15 protein-coding genes and 1 riboswitch are annotated in these 16,553 nt (G+C 36.8%); of the genes, 6 read left to right on the forward strand and 9 right to left on the reverse strand.

The window, feature by feature from the left end:
* Positions 1-114: 114 nt before the first annotated feature.
* The 3 genes from MKZ14_RS16200 to MKZ14_RS16210 all read right to left on the reverse strand — a co-directional run bounded on the left by MKZ14_RS16200 (position 115) and on the right by MKZ14_RS16210 (position 3,537).
* A complete protein-coding gene (locus tag MKZ14_RS16200) occupies positions 115-741 on the reverse strand; it encodes an RDD family protein (RefSeq protein ID WP_016991567.1) in 627 nt (208 codons plus the stop codon).
* A 12-nt stretch (positions 742-753) separates the two neighbouring features.
* On the reverse strand, positions 754-1,767 hold the full coding sequence (sppA, locus tag MKZ14_RS16205; protein ID WP_016991568.1) for a signal peptide peptidase SppA: 1,014 nt from the start codon (positions 1,765-1,767) through the stop codon (positions 754-756).
* Positions 1,768-1,953: 186 nt separating this feature from the next.
* The gene (locus MKZ14_RS16210; RefSeq protein ID WP_016991569.1) at positions 1,954-3,537 is read right to left on the reverse strand and encodes an acyl--CoA ligase; all 1,584 of its coding nucleotides are present in this window, start codon (positions 3,535-3,537) and stop codon (positions 1,954-1,956) included.
* A gap of 191 nt (positions 3,538-3,728) precedes the next feature.
* Positions 3,729-3,826: riboswitch (TPP riboswitch) on the forward strand.
* An 85-nt stretch (positions 3,827-3,911) separates the two neighbouring features.
* On the opposite strand from MKZ14_RS16210, the gene thiM reads away from it, so the two are divergent.
* Genes thiM through thiE form a run of 3 tightly spaced genes read left to right on the forward strand, consistent with a single transcriptional unit; the run spans position 3,912 to position 6,125 of the window.
* Positions 3,912-4,679, forward strand: a complete 768-nt coding sequence (thiM, locus tag MKZ14_RS16215; RefSeq protein WP_016991570.1) for a hydroxyethylthiazole kinase — start codon at positions 3,912-3,914, stop codon at positions 4,677-4,679.
* Positions 4,667-5,491: a bifunctional hydroxymethylpyrimidine kinase/phosphomethylpyrimidine kinase gene (gene thiD / locus MKZ14_RS16220; protein WP_258859361.1), complete on the forward strand. Its 825-nt coding sequence runs from the start codon at positions 4,667-4,669 to the stop codon at positions 5,489-5,491. The genes thiM and thiD overlap by 13 nt, the downstream gene beginning before the upstream one ends.
* Entirely contained in the window at positions 5,481-6,125 is a 645-nt protein-coding gene (gene thiE, locus MKZ14_RS16225) for a thiamine phosphate synthase (RefSeq protein WP_016991571.1), read from the forward strand. Before thiD ends, thiE begins: the two co-directional genes overlap by 11 nt.
* Positions 6,126-6,195: 70 nt before the next feature.
* On the opposite strand, the gene MKZ14_RS16230 is transcribed toward thiE, so the two are convergent.
* The 5 genes from MKZ14_RS16230 to ezrA form a co-directional block, all read right to left on the reverse strand.
* Entirely contained in the window at positions 6,196-6,414 is a 219-nt protein-coding gene (locus tag MKZ14_RS16230; protein ID WP_004226165.1) for an alpha/beta-type small acid-soluble spore protein, read from the reverse strand.
* 144 nt (positions 6,415-6,558) lie between these two features.
* A complete protein-coding gene (gene thiI / locus MKZ14_RS16235) occupies positions 6,559-7,770 on the reverse strand; it encodes a tRNA uracil 4-sulfurtransferase ThiI (RefSeq protein WP_016991572.1) in 1,212 nt (403 codons plus the stop codon).
* A complete protein-coding gene (locus MKZ14_RS16240; RefSeq protein WP_016991573.1) occupies positions 7,771-8,925 on the reverse strand; it encodes a cysteine desulfurase family protein in 1,155 nt (384 codons plus the stop codon).
* Positions 8,926-9,030: 105 nt separating this feature from the next.
* Positions 9,031-9,495 (reverse strand): GNAT family N-acetyltransferase, encoded by a 465-nt coding sequence (locus MKZ14_RS16245; RefSeq protein WP_333005033.1) that lies wholly within the window; start codon positions 9,493-9,495, stop codon positions 9,031-9,033.
* 90 nt (positions 9,496-9,585) lie between these two features.
* Entirely contained in the window at positions 9,586-11,286 is a 1,701-nt protein-coding gene (gene ezrA / locus MKZ14_RS16250; RefSeq protein WP_016991574.1) for a septation ring formation regulator EzrA, read from the reverse strand.
* Positions 11,287-11,449: 163 nt separating this feature from the next.
* Here ezrA and hisJ point away from each other — a divergent pair, with 163 nt between their 5' ends.
* Together hisJ and MKZ14_RS16260 are read left to right on the forward strand one after the other, a co-directional pair.
* Positions 11,450-12,244, forward strand: a complete 795-nt coding sequence (hisJ, locus tag MKZ14_RS16255; RefSeq protein ID WP_016991575.1) for a histidinol-phosphatase HisJ — start codon at positions 11,450-11,452, stop codon at positions 12,242-12,244.
* A gap of 25 nt (positions 12,245-12,269) precedes the next feature.
* Positions 12,270-12,749 carry a GAF domain-containing protein gene (locus MKZ14_RS16260; protein WP_016991576.1) on the forward strand — a complete coding sequence of 160 codons (480 nt, stop codon included), beginning with the start codon at positions 12,270-12,272 and terminating at the stop codon, positions 12,747-12,749.
* A gap of 83 nt (positions 12,750-12,832) precedes the next feature.
* Here MKZ14_RS16260 and MKZ14_RS16265 read toward each other — a convergent pair whose 3' ends face one another.
* Positions 12,833-14,716, reverse strand: a complete 1,884-nt coding sequence (locus MKZ14_RS16265) for a GGDEF domain-containing protein (RefSeq protein ID WP_036078381.1) — start codon at positions 14,714-14,716, stop codon at positions 12,833-12,835.
* Positions 14,717-14,980: 264 nt separating this feature from the next.
* Between MKZ14_RS16265 and MKZ14_RS16270 the strand changes: the two genes are divergently transcribed.
* A protein-coding gene (locus MKZ14_RS16270) for an IS3 family transposase (protein ID WP_339280222.1) occupies positions 14,981-16,311 on the forward strand; the annotation gives its coding sequence in 2 pieces (ribosomal slippage) (positions 14,981-15,362 and positions 15,362-16,311; 1,332 coding nt in all).
* The last annotated feature ends 242 nt before the right edge of the window (positions 16,312-16,553 follow it).

Consider the following 16,553-nt stretch of genomic DNA (forward strand, 5'->3'; position numbering starts at 1 on the left):
CCTAATCATCATATGTACATAATATTACTAAATGGAGGGAATTAATTGCAACTATCATAGCTTACATACTTAGAAATAGATAAGACTGTCTCAAATTAGGAGACAGTCTTATGTTTATTGTTCATTTTTTTCCTCTAGCTTGGCTAGATCTATTTTTTCTTCTTGCACAAAAGCTTCTATTTGCTCTTCTTGTTTTGGTAAAGTAGTCGGTGTTGAAGCCTTTTCAATAAAGATTTTTTCATGCACCACTGTTGTATCAGCAAAATAATCATGTAAACCTTGATTTTCTGGCAAAATCACTACCAAAATATACAGTGGCATAAAAATATTATTGATGATACGACCAATCCAATCACGGAATAACACATCTGACCAAGTTAGCTGATCGTGCTTTAATGAAATTACACGTAATCCAAACACCATTTTCCCTAGTGTTTGCCCAAAGAACTTTGTCATCAGCACAAAGTAGCTATAGTAGAAGATTGCTGTAATAATAGAAATCGGCGCATACCAAACAGAATCAGATAGGGACCAATCCATTAAATAGAAGATTGGATTAACAAGTATTCCACCTATAGCAGAAATGATGAATCCATCTAATAAAAATGCCCAAAATCGTACCCAAAAACCAGCAGTTTTTAATGCATAGTTTTTATCATTTGCTGATTCTCCTGATATATTCATAAGAAAGCCATTTTCCATAGAGGGTGAACCTTGCATAACAATTTCATTGTTTGTCATTGTGCTCCCCCCTTAGTATTCCCCATAAAGATACATCATTTTCGGTGCGCTATAGTCCGTCATGATTTTCATTAGCATTTTTTCTTCTGCAGATGGACCAAACATGGAGCCAATTTTCATACCAACATATGATTGCCAGCCGCCCATATCGTATGAATACTCAAATAAAGCCGCATCTTCAAGTCCATAATCTTCACGAAGAGCTGCAATGGTCGCTTCTTCATCACCAATCTCATCAATTAATCCTGCTTCAAGCGCTTTTGTACCGCCAAGAATACGACCATCTGCAACCTTCTTCACTTCTGCTTCAGACATATTACGTCCCTGTTCTACAATATCTACAAATTCTTCGTACGTTTCATTAATCATATCTTGCATCATTGCACGTTCCTCTGCTGTCACTTCACGCATTGGACTTAACATATCTTTATGCTCTCCCGATTTAAACGTCTCAAATTTGACCCCTACTTTTTCAGCCAGCTCTTGATAGTTAATAGATTGCATGATAACACCAATAGAACCTGTTATTGTATCACGATGGGCAAATATTTTATCTGCTGGGGCCGAAATATAATAACCACCTGAAGCTGCCATAGAATCCATCGATACATAAATCGGAATTTGTCGTTCCTCTTTAATTTTTAGTAGCTTTTTATAGATATCTGCTGATTCCTTTACACCACCACCTGGTGAATTAACGCTTAAAACAACCCCCTGTATGGTCTCATCATATAAAATATTATCCAATTGTTCTAAGAAAAATTGATGGTCATAGGCAACTGGTTGCCACAATGTACTTGAGCCGATATCTTGAATCGTTCCATCTACCTTTAAATAAGCAATTCGCTTATCAAAATTTTCCCCTTCAATGACATTTTCATATACATCTAAGCTATTACCTGCCATTAAGCTATCAAAATTACCTAGGAAATCTGCTTTAAATAGCGCAAAAATGGTATTAATTCCTAACGAAAATAGTAAGAGAACACCTGCCACTACTAAAGCAACCCACCTTTTTACATTCATGTCTTTCCGCCTCCTCAACACGTAATACGTATGACTTGCTTATTTGTTTCATTTTTTTGCAATAATTAAATGCAAAAAGCTTTAAGCTGTTTATTTCCTCATATTACCTTACCTAAAAAAATTTAAAAAATCAAAGTCCATACCATTGATGAACTTTGATTTTCGACATTATTTCCTAGGAAATGATTAAGATTGGAGGTTTTTAATTTCTTGTTGTCGTAATTCGACACGTCTAATTTTCCCGGAAGATGTTTTGGGTAGCTCCTCTACAAATTCAATAGCACGTGGATATTTATAAGGGGCAGTCAGTGATTTTACATGACTTTGAAGTGTTTGAATAAGCGCTGCATCACCTTTTTCACCATTGTGTAGAACGATAAATGCCTTGACGATATTCCCACGGACTTTATCAGGACTCGCAATGACAGCAGCCTCTTTTACGGTTGGATGCTTCATTAAAGCATCCTCTACTTCAAAAGGGCCAATTGTATAGCCTGAGGATATAATGACATCGTCTCCTCGACCATCAAACCAAAAGTAGCCATCTTCATCTTTATAGGCTCGATCTCCTGTAATATACCAATCCCCACGAAATTGTAAATTTGTACGTTCAGGATCATTTAAATATTTTTTAAAGAGGGCTGGTGTTTCACGATGTACAGCAATATCACCCACTTCTCCGATTGTAACGGGTTTGCCCAAATCATTAATAATTTCAACAGTGTTGCCGGGAGTAGGTTTCCCCATAGAGCCAACTCTTGCTTCCATCCCTACCATTGTGCCCACCAATAATGTATTTTCCGTTTGTCCATAGCCATCTCGTACTTGTAATTTGAATGTTTCCAAGAATACTTTAATGACCTCACTATTTAATGGCTCACCAGCTGATACGGCTTGGCGAATGGCACTTAGATCATATTCATGTAAATTTTCAAGCGCTGCCATAAAACGATATTCAGTTGGTGTACAGCATAGTACATTAATTTTGAATTTCTCAAGCAATGCTAGATAAGAAGCTGCATCGAATTTACCTTTGTAGACAAATGCAGTAGCACCACTACCTAAAATAGCTAGAAACGGACTCCATATCCATTTTTGCCATCCTGGTGCTGCAGTTGCCCAAACAATATCATTTTCTTGTACACCCATCCAATGTGGTGCTGTTGTTCGTAAATGTGCATAGCCCCAACTATGCGTATGCACTGCTGCTTTGGGATTTCCTGTTGTTCCACTTGTATAGGCTAAAAATGCATTGTCTGTGCTTTTTGTTGGGATAGGATTTATGTAGGTTGTAGGTTGATTATGCATCTTTTCAAGTATGTTTTGCCAAGGTTTGTGCGCATTTCCTATGACAAATTGCAGTAAGCCTTGTAAATTTCCCACTTGATCAAACTGTTCGATATAGGGTTCAAATGCAATAACTGCTTTAGCATTTGCATGATGAATTCGATACTCAATATCCTTTGTTCTTAACATTTCAGAACTTGGAATAATGGTTAAACCCGCTTTCAATGCAGCAATATATACAATATATGCTTCCACAGAGCGTGGGACCATCACTAAAATGACATCACCTTTCTTTAAGCCTTGCTTGGTGAAAACATGTGCTGCTTGATTTGCCTTTTCCAATAAATGTGCATATGTAATACATTGGATGTCTTGGTTTTCTTCATAAATGATTAAAGCATTTTTGGTTGCATCCTGAGCATATTTTTCAATTTCCTCTGCTATGTTATACCATTCTGGTGCAATTAAATCTTGTCTTTTCATGGCAATTGCCTCCCTTTTGCTATGACACATTATAAAACTCTTTTTTCAGCATTTTCAATGGTTTGTGCTTGATTTCGGTAAAGTCATGACAACTATCATACTCTCCTATATGGCATCGGTCACATTTTATCCATAGGAAAACTTGCTATTGAATACAAATGAAAAGTATGGTACATTTTGGTCAACTATAAGCAAGATTGCAGGGGGACTCGTAAGAGTTGAGAAGGTAAAACCTGACCCTTTGAACCTGTTAGTTAATACTGACGTAGGGAGCAATAACATCGTTTTTTCAGATGAAAGGCTCTTTTTCGTGCATTTTTACACAAAAAGGGCCTTTTTTGCATGCTTACGTCCATCCCAAAAGGAGGACTACAATGATTTTTCAAACAATTCGTCAACAGCAACCACTTATCCATTGCATCACCAATTATGTAGTGGCAAATTTTCAAGCAAATGGTTTATTAGCGATAGGTGCTTCACCAGTAATGGCCGATGACTGTCAAGAGGTAGAGGAAATGGTAGCGATTGCTCAAGCATTATTAATTAATATCGGAACACTCAATGATCGCACAAAAAGTGCCATGTTATTAGCAGGTATAAAAGCCAATGCACTTGGTATTCCTGTTATTTTAGATCCTGTCGGAGTTGGAGCCACAACTTATCGTAAGGAAACCGTAAGAAACTTACTTGAGAACATACAATTTGCCGTGATTCGCTGTAATCTCGGCGAGCTTGCAGCAATAGCTGGTGTAGATTGGCAACAAAAAGGCGTCGATAGTGGGCAAGGCACTATCGCAATGGAAGTAGAAGCCACATCATTAGCTCAACGCTATCAATGCATTGTTATTGTAACGGGAGAGCGTGATTTTATAACTGATGGCAAGCATAGCCAATGGATCGCTGGTGGTCATCCACAAATGACAGAAGTTACGGGTACAGGTTGTTTACTTAGCGCAATTTGTGGTGCAGCCTATAGTGTAAGCCATAGCCCTTACCAACAATTAACGGAGACCCTAACTTACTATAAAAAAGCAGGTGTACTAGCATCAGCATTTACTGCAGACATTGGTGATTTTCAAATAGCTTTCCTCAATGCTATACATCGTTTGTCAAAGGATGGTGCAACTTCATGCATATTGTAACGACAATCGCCGGCTCAGATTGTGGGGGCGGTGCAGGTATACAGGCTGATTTAAAAACATTTCAGGAATTAGAAGTGTTTGGTACTTCTGTGATTACTGCTTTAACTGCACAAAATACATTGGGTGTATCAGGTGTTTGTCCAATTGACGTTTCCTTTATAAAAAAACAATTTGAAGCCTTAGTAGAAGATTTTCCAATAGCTGCGATTAAAACAGGAATGCTTTATTCGGCAGATATTATCAAAGCCATTGCACGCATGATCGGTGAGCTAAACATTCCACTGATTGTTGATCCAGTGATGATCGCAAAAGGAGGAGAAAGCCTATTACAGCAAGAAGCTATCAATGCCTTATGCTCAACTTTACTACCACTTGCTACGGTTGTTACGCCCAACATACCCGAAGCAGAGACACTTACAGGGAGAACTATTCAGCATTTTGAAGACATAAAAGACGTAGCTCAAAGCTTGTTACAGCTAGGTGTACAATGTGTCATCATTAAAGGTGGTCATTTAGCAAATCCACTTTATGCTATTGATTACGTATTTATCAAAAATGGACCTTCTTTTTCGATGCAGTCTCCTCGAATCCAAACAAAAAATACGCACGGTACTGGATGTACATTTTCGGCAGCACTTACTGCTTTTCTTGGGCGAGGATTTGCTATGGAAGAAGCTATTATTGAAGCTAAAAAGTTTATCCAATTAGCAATTATGTATGATTTATCGATTGGAAATGGTCATGGACCCACTAATCATTTTGCTTACCAACAGTATAAGGATGCCTGTGAGGTGATGATTCATGAAACGTGAGGATTTGCAGCTTTATTTTATTATGGGTACCAGCAACGTGTCTCCTCAACAACAACCTATCTATATCCTAGAAAAAGCCTTACAAGCAGGCATTACAATGTTTCAATTTCGTGAAAAAGGCCCTCATGCATTAACTGATCTTGCCTATGAACAATTTGCACGCCAATGTCAAAAACTATGTCATCAATATAATGTACCCTTTATCGTAAATGACGATATTGAGCTTGCGATACGACTGGAAGCTGATGGAGTTCATATCGGGCAAGATGATTTGCCTGTAGGTGAAGCTCGTAAAAAAATTGGGAACATGATTCTTGGTGTTTCTGTCCATTGCGAGGAAGAATTACAAATAGCTATTAACCATCAAGCTGATTATGTTGGGATCGGTCCAATCTTTCCAACATCCTCTAAAAGTGATGCACAACCACCATGTGGTACATCTTTTTTACAGCAGGCTCGTTCTCTTTATCCTGAATTACCGATTGTAGCGATTGGTGGAATAAACTGCACAAATGCACAAACTGTATTTCAAACTGGGGCTGATGGTGTTGCTGTAATTTCAGCTATCTGTGAAAGCGAAGATGTGGAGCATACAGTAAATACATTTAGATCTTTATCTTGTATAAATAAATGAACAATAAACAAACTAAAACCAGTGCCTTTTACGGTCACTGGTTTTAAGTTTATAAATGCTTAATCAGCATTTATTGGTTGTTGTTTGGCATACCTTTTAATTGAGATTCTGCCATTTGTACAAGACGTTTAGTGATTTCACCACCAACGGAACCGTTGGCACGAGCTGAAGCTTCAGCTCCTAATTGAACACCAAATTCTTGTGCAATTTCGTATTTCATTTGATCTAGTGCTTGTTGTACACCAGGTACTGCAAGCTGGTTTGAACTACGGTTGTTGTTTGAAGCCATGTTTCTCACCTCCTTGTGAATATAGAATGTGCGATATTAGATTTTTAATACAAAAAAATTAGAGGTAAATTGTACCTCCATTGGAATAACGATATCCATGCAAAAAAGCCGTCTCAAAACGGCTTTGAGACGGCTTTTAAATCCTTATAGAAGATCTGCAAATTTATCTTGTTGTTGTTCTTCTTTCTTAGGGAAAATATAGACCTCGCGATTTTTCACTGCTCGCTCGATCAATTCATCAAAGTCAGAGAAGCTTTCATAATGCTCAACCTTTTCAAGCTTTGGTTTTGTTTTTGGACTTGCTGGTGTAAAAATCGTACAGCAATCTTCAAATGGCTGAATAGATGTTTCGTATGTGCCGATTTTTTCTGCAATATCAATGATTTCGAGTTTATCTGATGAAATTAACGGACGCAAAATAGGTGTGTTCGTTACAGCATTAATCGCTGTTAAACTTTCAAGTGTTTGACTCGCTACTTGCCCAAGACTTTCGCCTGTTACAATGGCAAGTGCCCCAATTTCCTCACGCACCTGATCAGCAACCTTCAACATCATTCGGCGTGTTGTCGTCATCGATACGTTAGAAGGTACTTTTTCTTTAATAAGAACTTGTATTTCAGTAAAAGGAATGACATGTAAACGAATACTAGCACCGAATTTTGTTAATTCATTGGCAAGCACTTTAACTTTTTCCAGTGAATTTTGGCTTGTATAAGGTGGACTAAAGAAGTGAATTGCCTCTAATCGCACACCACGCTTCATCATTAAATAACCTGCGACAGGGCTATCAATACCGCCAGATAGCATTAATAATGACTTGCCATTTGATCCTACAGGCATTCCACCTGCACCAGGAATGACTTGTGCCATCATATAAGTTGCATCGTGGCGAACTTCTACGCGTAGCTCAATATCAGGCTGCTTCACTTTGACAGATAAATTTTGAAATTGCGGTAATACATAGCCTCCGATCTCACGTTGAATGGCGTGAGATTCTAAAGGAAATGTTTTATCAGTACGTTTTACCTCTACTTTAAAAGTATGTTGCTCGTCTTTAAATGTCTCCATAATCGTGATAGCGAGCTTTTTCATACTGTCCATATCTTTTTCACATGCAGCTACAGGGCTAAATGATTGAATTCCAAAAATTTTAGGTAAGCCTGTAATTAGCTTTTGCATTTGTGCTTCGTCTTCTATGGCAATAAACATACGGTCGCGTTCTGTGCGAATATGCAATTGACCTAAATCTGCAAAGGCATGACGAATATTTTCACGTAAGCGGCGGATAAAATCCATTTTGTTGCGACCTTTTGTAGAAAGCTCACCATATCGTATTAAAATTTCTTTCCAAATCATTTACTTATTTTCTCCTTTGAGTTCCAACATTACTTCTGCTAGTACTTGTTTAAAGTTTTCTATATCTTCTTTTGTGTTATGTGCGCCAAAGCTAAGGCGAATTACGCCTTTCTTATAATGCTCGTCAAGGTGAAGTGCCTCGACAACATGACTTGTTTTCGTTTGCTTGGAAGAACACGCACTTGATGTTGAGACAATGACACCACGTTTTTGCATAGCATTAATAATAACTTCCCCTTTTAAATCACGAACACTAAATGACACAATATGTGCAGCTCCCTGTGGGGTTGATAAAATATGCACTGCTTCGCCATAACTTTCTAGTTGAGTTCGGATTTCATCGTGCCATTGACGGTAATTATTTGCGCGTTCGTTCATTGTTTCAACAGCCAGTCGAGCCGCTTTCGCTAAAGCAACAGCTTGTGGAACTGCTACAGTACCACTGCGCATACCAAATTCCTGACCTCCACCAAGCGCAAAAGGCTGCCATCTTATAGGTTTACGGAATGCTAATACTCCTGAGCCTTTAAAGCCATGAATTTTATGACCCGAGATAGAAATACAATCAGGTCCTTCTTCTTCTTTAAAGGATATTGTTAATTTCCCAAAGCTTTGCACAGCATCAACATGAAAGGCTGCACGACTCATATCATGAATCATTTTTGCTGCTTCCTTTATAGGCTGAATCGCACCCATTTCATTATTCACATGCATGATGCTAACTAATATTGTGTCTTTTCGTATTTTAGTACGAAGCTCGTCTAGAGAAATCACTCCATTTTGATCAACACGAAGATACTCAACATCATAGCCTTCCTTTTCAAGTTGCTTCATTGTTTCTAACACGGATGGATGTTCAATTTCAGTCGTTAAAATATGCTTTCCTATATGCGTATTACTACGTGCTATGCCAAAAATAGCTGCATTATTTGATTCTGTACCACCTGAAGTAAATAGCACATTTTTTGCCTCTGTCTGCAAAATATCTGCTACTTGCTCACGCGCACGCATTAATAAATCATTTGCTTCAACACCCATAGCATGGATAGAAGCAGGGTTGGCATAATACTGCTCATTCACAACCATAAATGCCTGCATAACCTCTTTTAAAGGCTTAGTTGTTGCACTATTATCAAAATAAATTGTATTAACCATAACTTTTCACACACTTTCAAAACGTTGATTTAACGGTATTTATCATAACGCAATCTTTGGCGATTGACCACTAACTTTAACGATTCTTTCAATTTTAATGATATCCTACATTTTCAGCATTGTGACAAACTCTGTTGGTGTACTAAATTCGATCGCTTTAACAAAACCTAATTTTTCATAAAGATGGATTGCTCTCTTATTAAATTGGGCCACTGTTAAACGTAGCGGTAGATGATGTTCTTCTTGAACTGTTTGTACAATAAACGAAAAAAATGCCGTTCCTAATCCTTGACCCGTTAGATTTGGCTTCATACCAATTCCAATATCTACACAGCATTCTACGTATGCCCCGACATCTTGTCCTTTTGGTACTTGTGCTGCCGTACCTGTACAATAATAGCCGATTAATTCACTCTGATTATTAATGATCGCAAAGTAAGGATTATCAAGCATTTCTTGTACATTGTCATCTGATAATTCATTATTGTAAAAATCGTAAGGTGCTACATATTGCCATTGTAAAATTTCACTTGCGAACTGTTCATTCATTTCTTTGATTGCCAGCTTCATACTGAATCACATCCTAATCTAAGCAATAAATAGAAAGCTGTCTAAAAAGTAATCGCTATACTTTTTAGACAGCTCAAAAGGTTATTTAAATTATTTTGCTGTGAATTCTTCGGCAACCATTTCTTGAATACGCTTTAAGGCACCTGGCTCCATTTCTTCCACTGCAGTACCTGCTTCTTCTAAAGCCTTTGCATAACGGAATTGGTGGAAAGCATCTTCTGCTTCTCTTAAACGTCCATTCAATTTTGGGTTTGACGCACGGTGGCGATTACCGTACTGAATAATACGCTCAATGAGCATCACATTTTCTATTAACTCATGTGCCTTTGCTTTAACATCCTCTACACAAAGTGTTGCTGCATTTAGATTATTATGAACAGTACCCATATTAAGCGGTACTTCTTGCAAGCTTTGCATGACAACATAGATGTGCTCTGCTGCCTCATCAAGACGTGCATCCATCTCCTCAGGAATTCCAGGAATATTTGCCTTGTTTAATAAACGATCAGTATCCTGTAATATTTTCTTTAAGTTTTCGACTTGAGCGCGTGCCTTATTTTCATCTATTCGAAGTTTCTTCATTGTATTTGATAGATGACCTTGTTCCTCATGAATTCGTTCAAGCTCTTCACTAATTTCGATTAACTCTTCCTGTAAGCTAGAATAAGCCGATTTTTCTTCCCTAACTCGCATAGCTAATAGATCATAGCGACGTTGCAGTGCTTCCAATTGTTTTAAAGCAGCTTTTGGAATTTCTGCATCCTTTTCATTTAAATGATAACTTTGCTGTACATAAGTTGCCTCGTCATTCACTAATTTTGTTGAAGAAATGACATTGGTGATAGAACTTAATAAACGATCACAATTTTGATCTACATAATTTTTAGCAATAACTTCTTTTTCAAGTAAATCATAAAAATGATCGATTTCTTCATTTATTTCTGTCACACGAGGTTTCACAACTTTTAAATTCAGCTCTGCAAGTTCCTGTTTTAATGCATCAAATTCTTTTTCATATTTATTAAGTGCCTCTGTCAATTCTAAATGCTGTAAATAGTACGATTGGTCTTCCATTTCACGCTGACCATTACGCAATTCCTGAACCGCACCTGGTAGCTTTACTTGAATTTCCGTTAAAATACTTGGAACATCATTAATATATTCGAATGTCTGCTGGGATTCTTGATTTAAGCTAATGACTATTTCTCGTGCTTGCAAATAATTACCTTCATTTGTCAGTACATCGAACTCTTCAAATTTTTGAACAAATGTCTCTAGCTTCTTCTCTAATGCAGGTAATGCTACACCGAATGAATGCTGATGAGCCAGCAATGTTTTTCTCGCAGAGCGATAGTATTCTTTTAATTGTTCGATTTCAATTCGATTTTTTTCTTCGCTGCCAATTAATTCATTCAGTTCTTCTAAAATTTTATTTTTATCTTGGTCGCATTTTTCAATGTAATCTTCAATTTCACGTTCTATTAAAGTTGCCCTTTTAAAACGAAGTCGATTAATTTGATCCTCAGCATCAAATAGAAGAGAATCTATTTTCGTCATATGTACGTCGATGACTTCATCCCAAGTATTGCGCCATCGTTCAAACATTTCTTCCGTTTCACCGTTCATGTTTAAAGATTTTACTTTTGAAATTTCTTCATTTATAGGATTATGTTGTATTTGTAATTTTTCATTTTCAAGTTTTGCAATAATTGCAACATGTTTTCTTCGCATCATAAATCCTACTATGGCTAAAATTAATAGTAGGATAATCGGAATGATGATATACTCCATCGTAAGCCTCCTATTCTACAATAAACGAATTGGCTAGTTGTATTTATTATATACTATGTTTTCGCCTTTTGTACTAAAATTTAAGTGTTTTTCAGAAAACTGTATTTTCGCTATTGTGAAATATTTAAATAGCGTATCTATAGAGCTAAAGGAGTGGTAAATTATGAAACGTGATGGGCATATACATAGTCCTTTTTGTCCACATGGTACTACGGACTCATTCAACCAATATATTGAAAAAGCGATTTCTCAACATTTCACAGATATAACATTTACAGAACACGCCCCATTGCCTAAAAGTTTTGTCGATCCAACCCCACAACAAGATAGTGGCATGAATTCCGATGATCTCATGCCTTACATTGAAGAATTGCAGCATCTGCAACAACAGTATGCACAGGATATTCGCATCCGCATCGGACTAGAAGTTGACTACATCCAAGGCTACGAACAAGAAACTCGTCAATTCCTTGATACATATGGACATTTTTTAGATGACGCTATTTTATCAGTTCATTTTTTAAAATGGCAAGATACCTTTGTATGTATCGACTTTTCTTCTGAATGCTTTATTGATTTTTCAAAAAAAGTTGGCTCTGTTGAACAGGTTTATGATTTATATTATGATACAGTCCTACAATCGATTAAAGCAGATCTTGGTCCTTACAAACCAAAACGGATTGGGCACCCATCGCTTATTCATAAATTTCAACTAGCGCACAACGAAAAAATCAATGACACCCCACGTATCAAAGAAATATTAGACAGCATGAAATTCGCGGGCTATGAATTAGATTTAAATAGTGCTGGTTTAAGTAAACAATATTGTCAGGAGCCCTATCCACCATTTGCCCTTATCAATTATAGTCAAGCTATTAAACTACCATATGTATTTGGTTCAGATGCACATAGCGTAGAAGACTTACATCAACACTATAACGTTATATTACCAATATAAATAACTTTTAAACGAGGTGCTTAGTATGTTTACACAAATTAATTACGAAGGATCAATTGCTGACCAATATCTGACATTGTCAAAACAATTAGATGCACTATTAACTGGCGAAACCAATCAAATCGCCAATTTAAGTAATGCCTCTGCTCTGTTAAATCAATTTTTAACGAACATTAACTGGGTTGGTTTCTATCTTTTACAGGAAAATGAGCTTGTGTTAGGACCATTCCAGGGCCTGCCTGCCTGTGTTAGAATCCCTATTGGGCGTGGTGTTTGTGGTACAGCTGTGGCAACAAGAGAAACAGTTGTCGTGAAAGATGTACACAATTTTCCAGGCCATATTGCCTGTGATGCTGCATCGCAGTCTGAAATTGTTATACCGCTAATGAAGCAAGGTGAAATTCTTGGTGTGTTAGATATCGATAGTCCTATTGTGAATCGATTTTCAGCGGAAGATCGCAATGGCTTAGAAAAATTTGTTAAAACACTCCTTAACCATTTATAATACAATATTAAAAATTGCCCTGAAATGTTTTATATTGTCATTTCAGGGCAATTTATTTAAACAACCATTTACATTTATCAAACCTATGAATTCGTTTGGTACGAACCATTGTGAGTACAAAAGCGATTTTTCCCGCTATTTTTCGCTTCATACAAGGCGGTATCGGCATGCAAAAACACAGATTGGAATGCTGGTCGATCTCGCTCATCCCATGTTATAAGACCCGCAGAAATGGTTACTTGTGGATCTGTGGCACTTGGGATGACTTCCACAATGGTTGATGCTAATTCTAAAGCTTCTTTTTCATCGATGTTAGGCACATAGACAGACATTTCTTCTCCACCCCATCTTGCACATATCCCACGACTTCCAATAGTCTCTTTTAATTGAACCGCAATCTGAACAAGAATTTTATCTCCAACTTGGTGACCATACGTATCATTAATACGTTTAAAATTATCAATATCAATTAACAAAAACATACCCGATTGATCATATTCAAGTGATTTTTCTACAAACTGATCGAGGTAACTGCGGGCATACAGTTTCGTTAAATGATCCAAATCGACCATTTCCTGTAGCTGTGTTCGTAAAATTGAGTTTGCAATGGCTAATGATGAGTGGTGAATTAAAGATTGCATTAATTTGAAACTATCGAATGAAAAGAAATATGGCTCTTTATGTAAAACAATACTGAAACCATTAATCTTTTCCTCCATAAGTATAGGAATCGCCATAATCGAGCGATACTCAATTTGATTAGGAGTTAGACGGCTGAAATCGGCAACAAATAGTGGATCATTCGTTTGAGCAAAGTGCTGTTCAACATGTTTTATATAACTTTGACCATTTTCTGAATGGAACAGGGAGGTACTTGCACCTGTTATTTCAAATGTATCATGTTTTTTAAATGCGAAACAAACTTCCATTGGCTGAAAGGATTTCAGTAACTGCTTTTGTAGGAAAAGTAACATTTCATGAATGTCAATTCGCATATTTAAACGATGCGAAGTTTCATTGATGAGTTGTAAATCACTTACGAGGCGATGCGATTGATGATATAATTTTGCATTTTCAAGAGCATTTCCTGAAGCTTGTGCCAGCATCCGTACAAAATCTTTTTCGGTTGTTGAAAAAAGATAAGTGGTGGGAGCACTTACTTGCAAGATGCCATAAATAGCTTGCCTGCCCTTAATCGGTGCATTTAACAACCGACAATTTAAATCGCTCGCTAGCTCTGTGGTTAACTCTCCTGATACAAAGGCTTCAATAGTAGCAGGTCTTTCTGATAAATAATCAAAAAGCTTAATATCGATGGTCGTGTGTCGATCTTGATCATTCGATAAAATAAGCTCCACATTAAACTCAGGAAAATTATCCCGTATATTTTTTAATACATTTTCTAAAATTAAATCAATATCCATTGTTGAATGAAATAAATCAGTCATGTTATATAGTTTTCTATATTGGTCTTCATTTATTTTGACATCTAAATTGTCTTTAATCATTTGAAGAACCTTTGAAAGTATTTCTATACACTCTTCACCATACTCCGAGGTCATAAAGTCTGTCCAAGACTCTGTTGCCTCCACAAGTAATACACCAATGGGATTTTTGCCCTCTGCTTGGAAAAGCACCATATCTGTCATCATTGAATAGGCCTGTCTTGCTTTCAATATATAAGGAATTTTCACTACTTTTTGTTGATAAAAACTAGCTTCGATCATCAGCCATGACACAGCATTTAGCTTTGTTTCAATTGTTAATGAAGCCATCTCTTCTATTGGGATTAAGGAATTACCTTCAAAACTAAGAAAAGCAGCATTATCAATTTTCAAGCGCTTCTTTAGAAACTGTTTCAATGAACAAAAATACCCATTAAAACTAGTTTGTTCTTCATAAGAACTCACCCAAAAGCTCAAAACATCAGATTTTATATATTTTAGCGTTTGTAAATGGTCTGTCATGAAATCACCTTTTCTATATAACGTCCAAATCAATTACTATTAACTTATAATATATTATACATAATTTGTGTCATTTTGACTATGTAATTATCCCTTACTTTTACAATTTACATAACACAGCGTATCATTAACTATTCCCATATTATTTAAAATAGGTAGTGAGGAATTTCTAAACTGTACCCTATAAGATAGACACTTGAAAAAGGTCATCTTATAGGGCATTTTTGTTTATAATTGAAAAAAACAAGATTCGGAGCCACTACTATGACTAAGAACTTTTTAACACCCCACCAACAAAATGAATTAAAAAAGAATCCGTATGTAAAAGCTGTGAGCGATAAAGCGATTACGTATACGGATGAGTTTAAACGCTTATTTATTGCACAATCTGAAACAGGAAAATTACCAAGAGAAATTTTTGAAGAAGCGGGATTTGACGTGGAAGCGATTGGTATAACACGTATTCACAGAGCAGGTACTAGGTGGAGAACAGCTTATAAAAAACGTGGAATCACCGGTTTAGAAGATTCTCGAAAACACGGTACAGGACGTCCTATCGAGCGAGAATTAAGTATAGAGGAAAAGTATGCACGACTTGAAGCAAAAATGCGTTTACTAGAAGCGGAAAACGAACTATTAAAAAAGATCGATTTACTCGAAAGGCAGATGTTGAAAAAGAAATAAAACTCGCACCAGAACTGAAATTTGAACTAATTGGTCAAACGATTGAAACGTATGGATTGAAGCGAATGGTACGCTATCTTTGTGAAGTGTTGGAGGTATCACGCTCAGGCTATTATAACTATTTTAAGGAAGAATCTCTTCAAAAAAGAGCGATGAAACACCAAGCAGATGAAGTCGTAAAGGAAGTGATTTTAAAAGCATATCGATTCCGACGACGTCACAAAGGAGCCCGTCAAATCAAAATGACGCTTCACCATCAATATGGTATTACCTATAATCTGAAGCGAATTCGCCGCATTATGAAGAAGTTCGGGATTATCTGTCCAATTCGTAAAGCAAATCCTTATCGTCGTCTAGCCAAAGCCACACAAGAACATCGTACGTGTCCACATCTGCTCGAACGCCAATTTAAACAAGGCGTGGCTGGTAAAGTCCTCTTAACGGATATCACATATTTGACATATAAAAATGGTAAACGTGCTTATTTATCAACGATTAAAGACGCTGAGACGAATGAGATTTTGGCGTATGAAGTAGCAGATAGCATCACAATGGAAATTGTGCTCGACACTTTGAAAAAACTGAAAAAGCTAAAGCATCTAGCTCAGGACGCCTTCATCCATTCAGACCAAGGTTTTCATTATACCAATCCAGCGTTCCAAAAACTCGTGAAACAAATGGGCTTAGGTCAATCGATGTCACGCCGAGGAAACTGTTGGGACAACGCACCTCAAGAATCATTCTTTGGGCATTTTAAAGATGAGACGAATATAAAAGATTGTGAGACATTAGAAGATGTAAAACAAGAAGTGAAAAGCTATATGATCTATTATAACCATTATCGAGGTCAGTGGAATTTAAAAAAGCTGCCGCCTGTAAAATACAGACTGCAGCTTCAAGAAGTTGTCTAACCTTTTTCAAAATGTCCTTTACAAAGGGTACACTTTATTCCTACTATGTTCTTTTATATTTTTTTACTAGCTAATAATTGACGTCCTTGTCCTAAGCAGTTACAATGGAGGTTGTGTAAAATAAACGCAGCAGTGGTATAAGCTTATGATTGTATTTTATTCCTCTATTTTCTTATATACAACTACTTAGATGATCAGTAATGAAAATTAGATGGTGTATTGTGTAACCTAACGGCTGCATA

Source organism: Lysinibacillus sp. FSL P2-0066, from assembly GCF_037969495.1.
Taxonomy (GTDB): domain Bacteria; phylum Bacillota; class Bacilli; order Bacillales_A; family Planococcaceae; genus Lysinibacillus; species Lysinibacillus boronitolerans.

What these genes read in the sequence shown, in the direction of transcription:
- MKZ14_RS16240 (WP_016991573.1), bottom strand. Translation starts at nt 8,925, where the DNA reads ATGGTTAATACAATTTATTTTGATAATAGTGCAACAACTAAGCCTTTA.
- hisJ (WP_016991575.1), top strand. Translation starts at nt 11,450, where the DNA reads ATGAAACGTGATGGGCATATACATAGTCCTTTTTGTCCACATGGTACT.
- thiM (WP_016991570.1), top strand. Translation starts at nt 3,912, where the DNA reads ATGATTTTTCAAACAATTCGTCAACAGCAACCACTTATCCATTGCATC.
- thiI (WP_016991572.1), bottom strand. Translation starts at nt 7,770, where the DNA reads ATGATTTGGAAAGAAATTTTAATACGATATGGTGAGCTTTCTACAAAA.
- sppA (WP_016991568.1), bottom strand. Translation starts at nt 1,767, where the DNA reads ATGAATGTAAAAAGGTGGGTTGCTTTAGTAGTGGCAGGTGTTCTCTTA.
- thiE (WP_016991571.1), top strand. Translation starts at nt 5,481, where the DNA reads ATGAAACGTGAGGATTTGCAGCTTTATTTTATTATGGGTACCAGCAAC.
- MKZ14_RS16260 (WP_016991576.1), top strand. Translation starts at nt 12,270, where the DNA reads ATGTTTACACAAATTAATTACGAAGGATCAATTGCTGACCAATATCTG.
- MKZ14_RS16265 (WP_036078381.1), bottom strand. Translation starts at nt 14,716, where the DNA reads ATGACAGACCATTTACAAACGCTAAAATATATAAAATCTGATGTTTTG.
- MKZ14_RS16245 (WP_333005033.1), bottom strand. Translation starts at nt 9,495, where the DNA reads ATGAAGCTGGCAATCAAAGAAATGAATGAACAGTTCGCAAGTGAAATT.
- ezrA (WP_016991574.1), bottom strand. Translation starts at nt 11,286, where the DNA reads ATGGAGTATATCATCATTCCGATTATCCTACTATTAATTTTAGCCATA.
- MKZ14_RS16230 (WP_004226165.1), bottom strand. Translation starts at nt 6,414, where the DNA reads ATGGCTTCAAACAACAACCGTAGTTCAAACCAGCTTGCAGTACCTGGT.
- thiD (WP_258859361.1), top strand. Translation starts at nt 4,667, where the DNA reads ATGCATATTGTAACGACAATCGCCGGCTCAGATTGTGGGGGCGGTGCA.
- MKZ14_RS16210 (WP_016991569.1), bottom strand. Translation starts at nt 3,537, where the DNA reads ATGAAAAGACAAGATTTAATTGCACCAGAATGGTATAACATAGCAGAG.
- MKZ14_RS16200 (WP_016991567.1), bottom strand. Translation starts at nt 741, where the DNA reads ATGACAAACAATGAAATTGTTATGCAAGGTTCACCCTCTATGGAAAAT.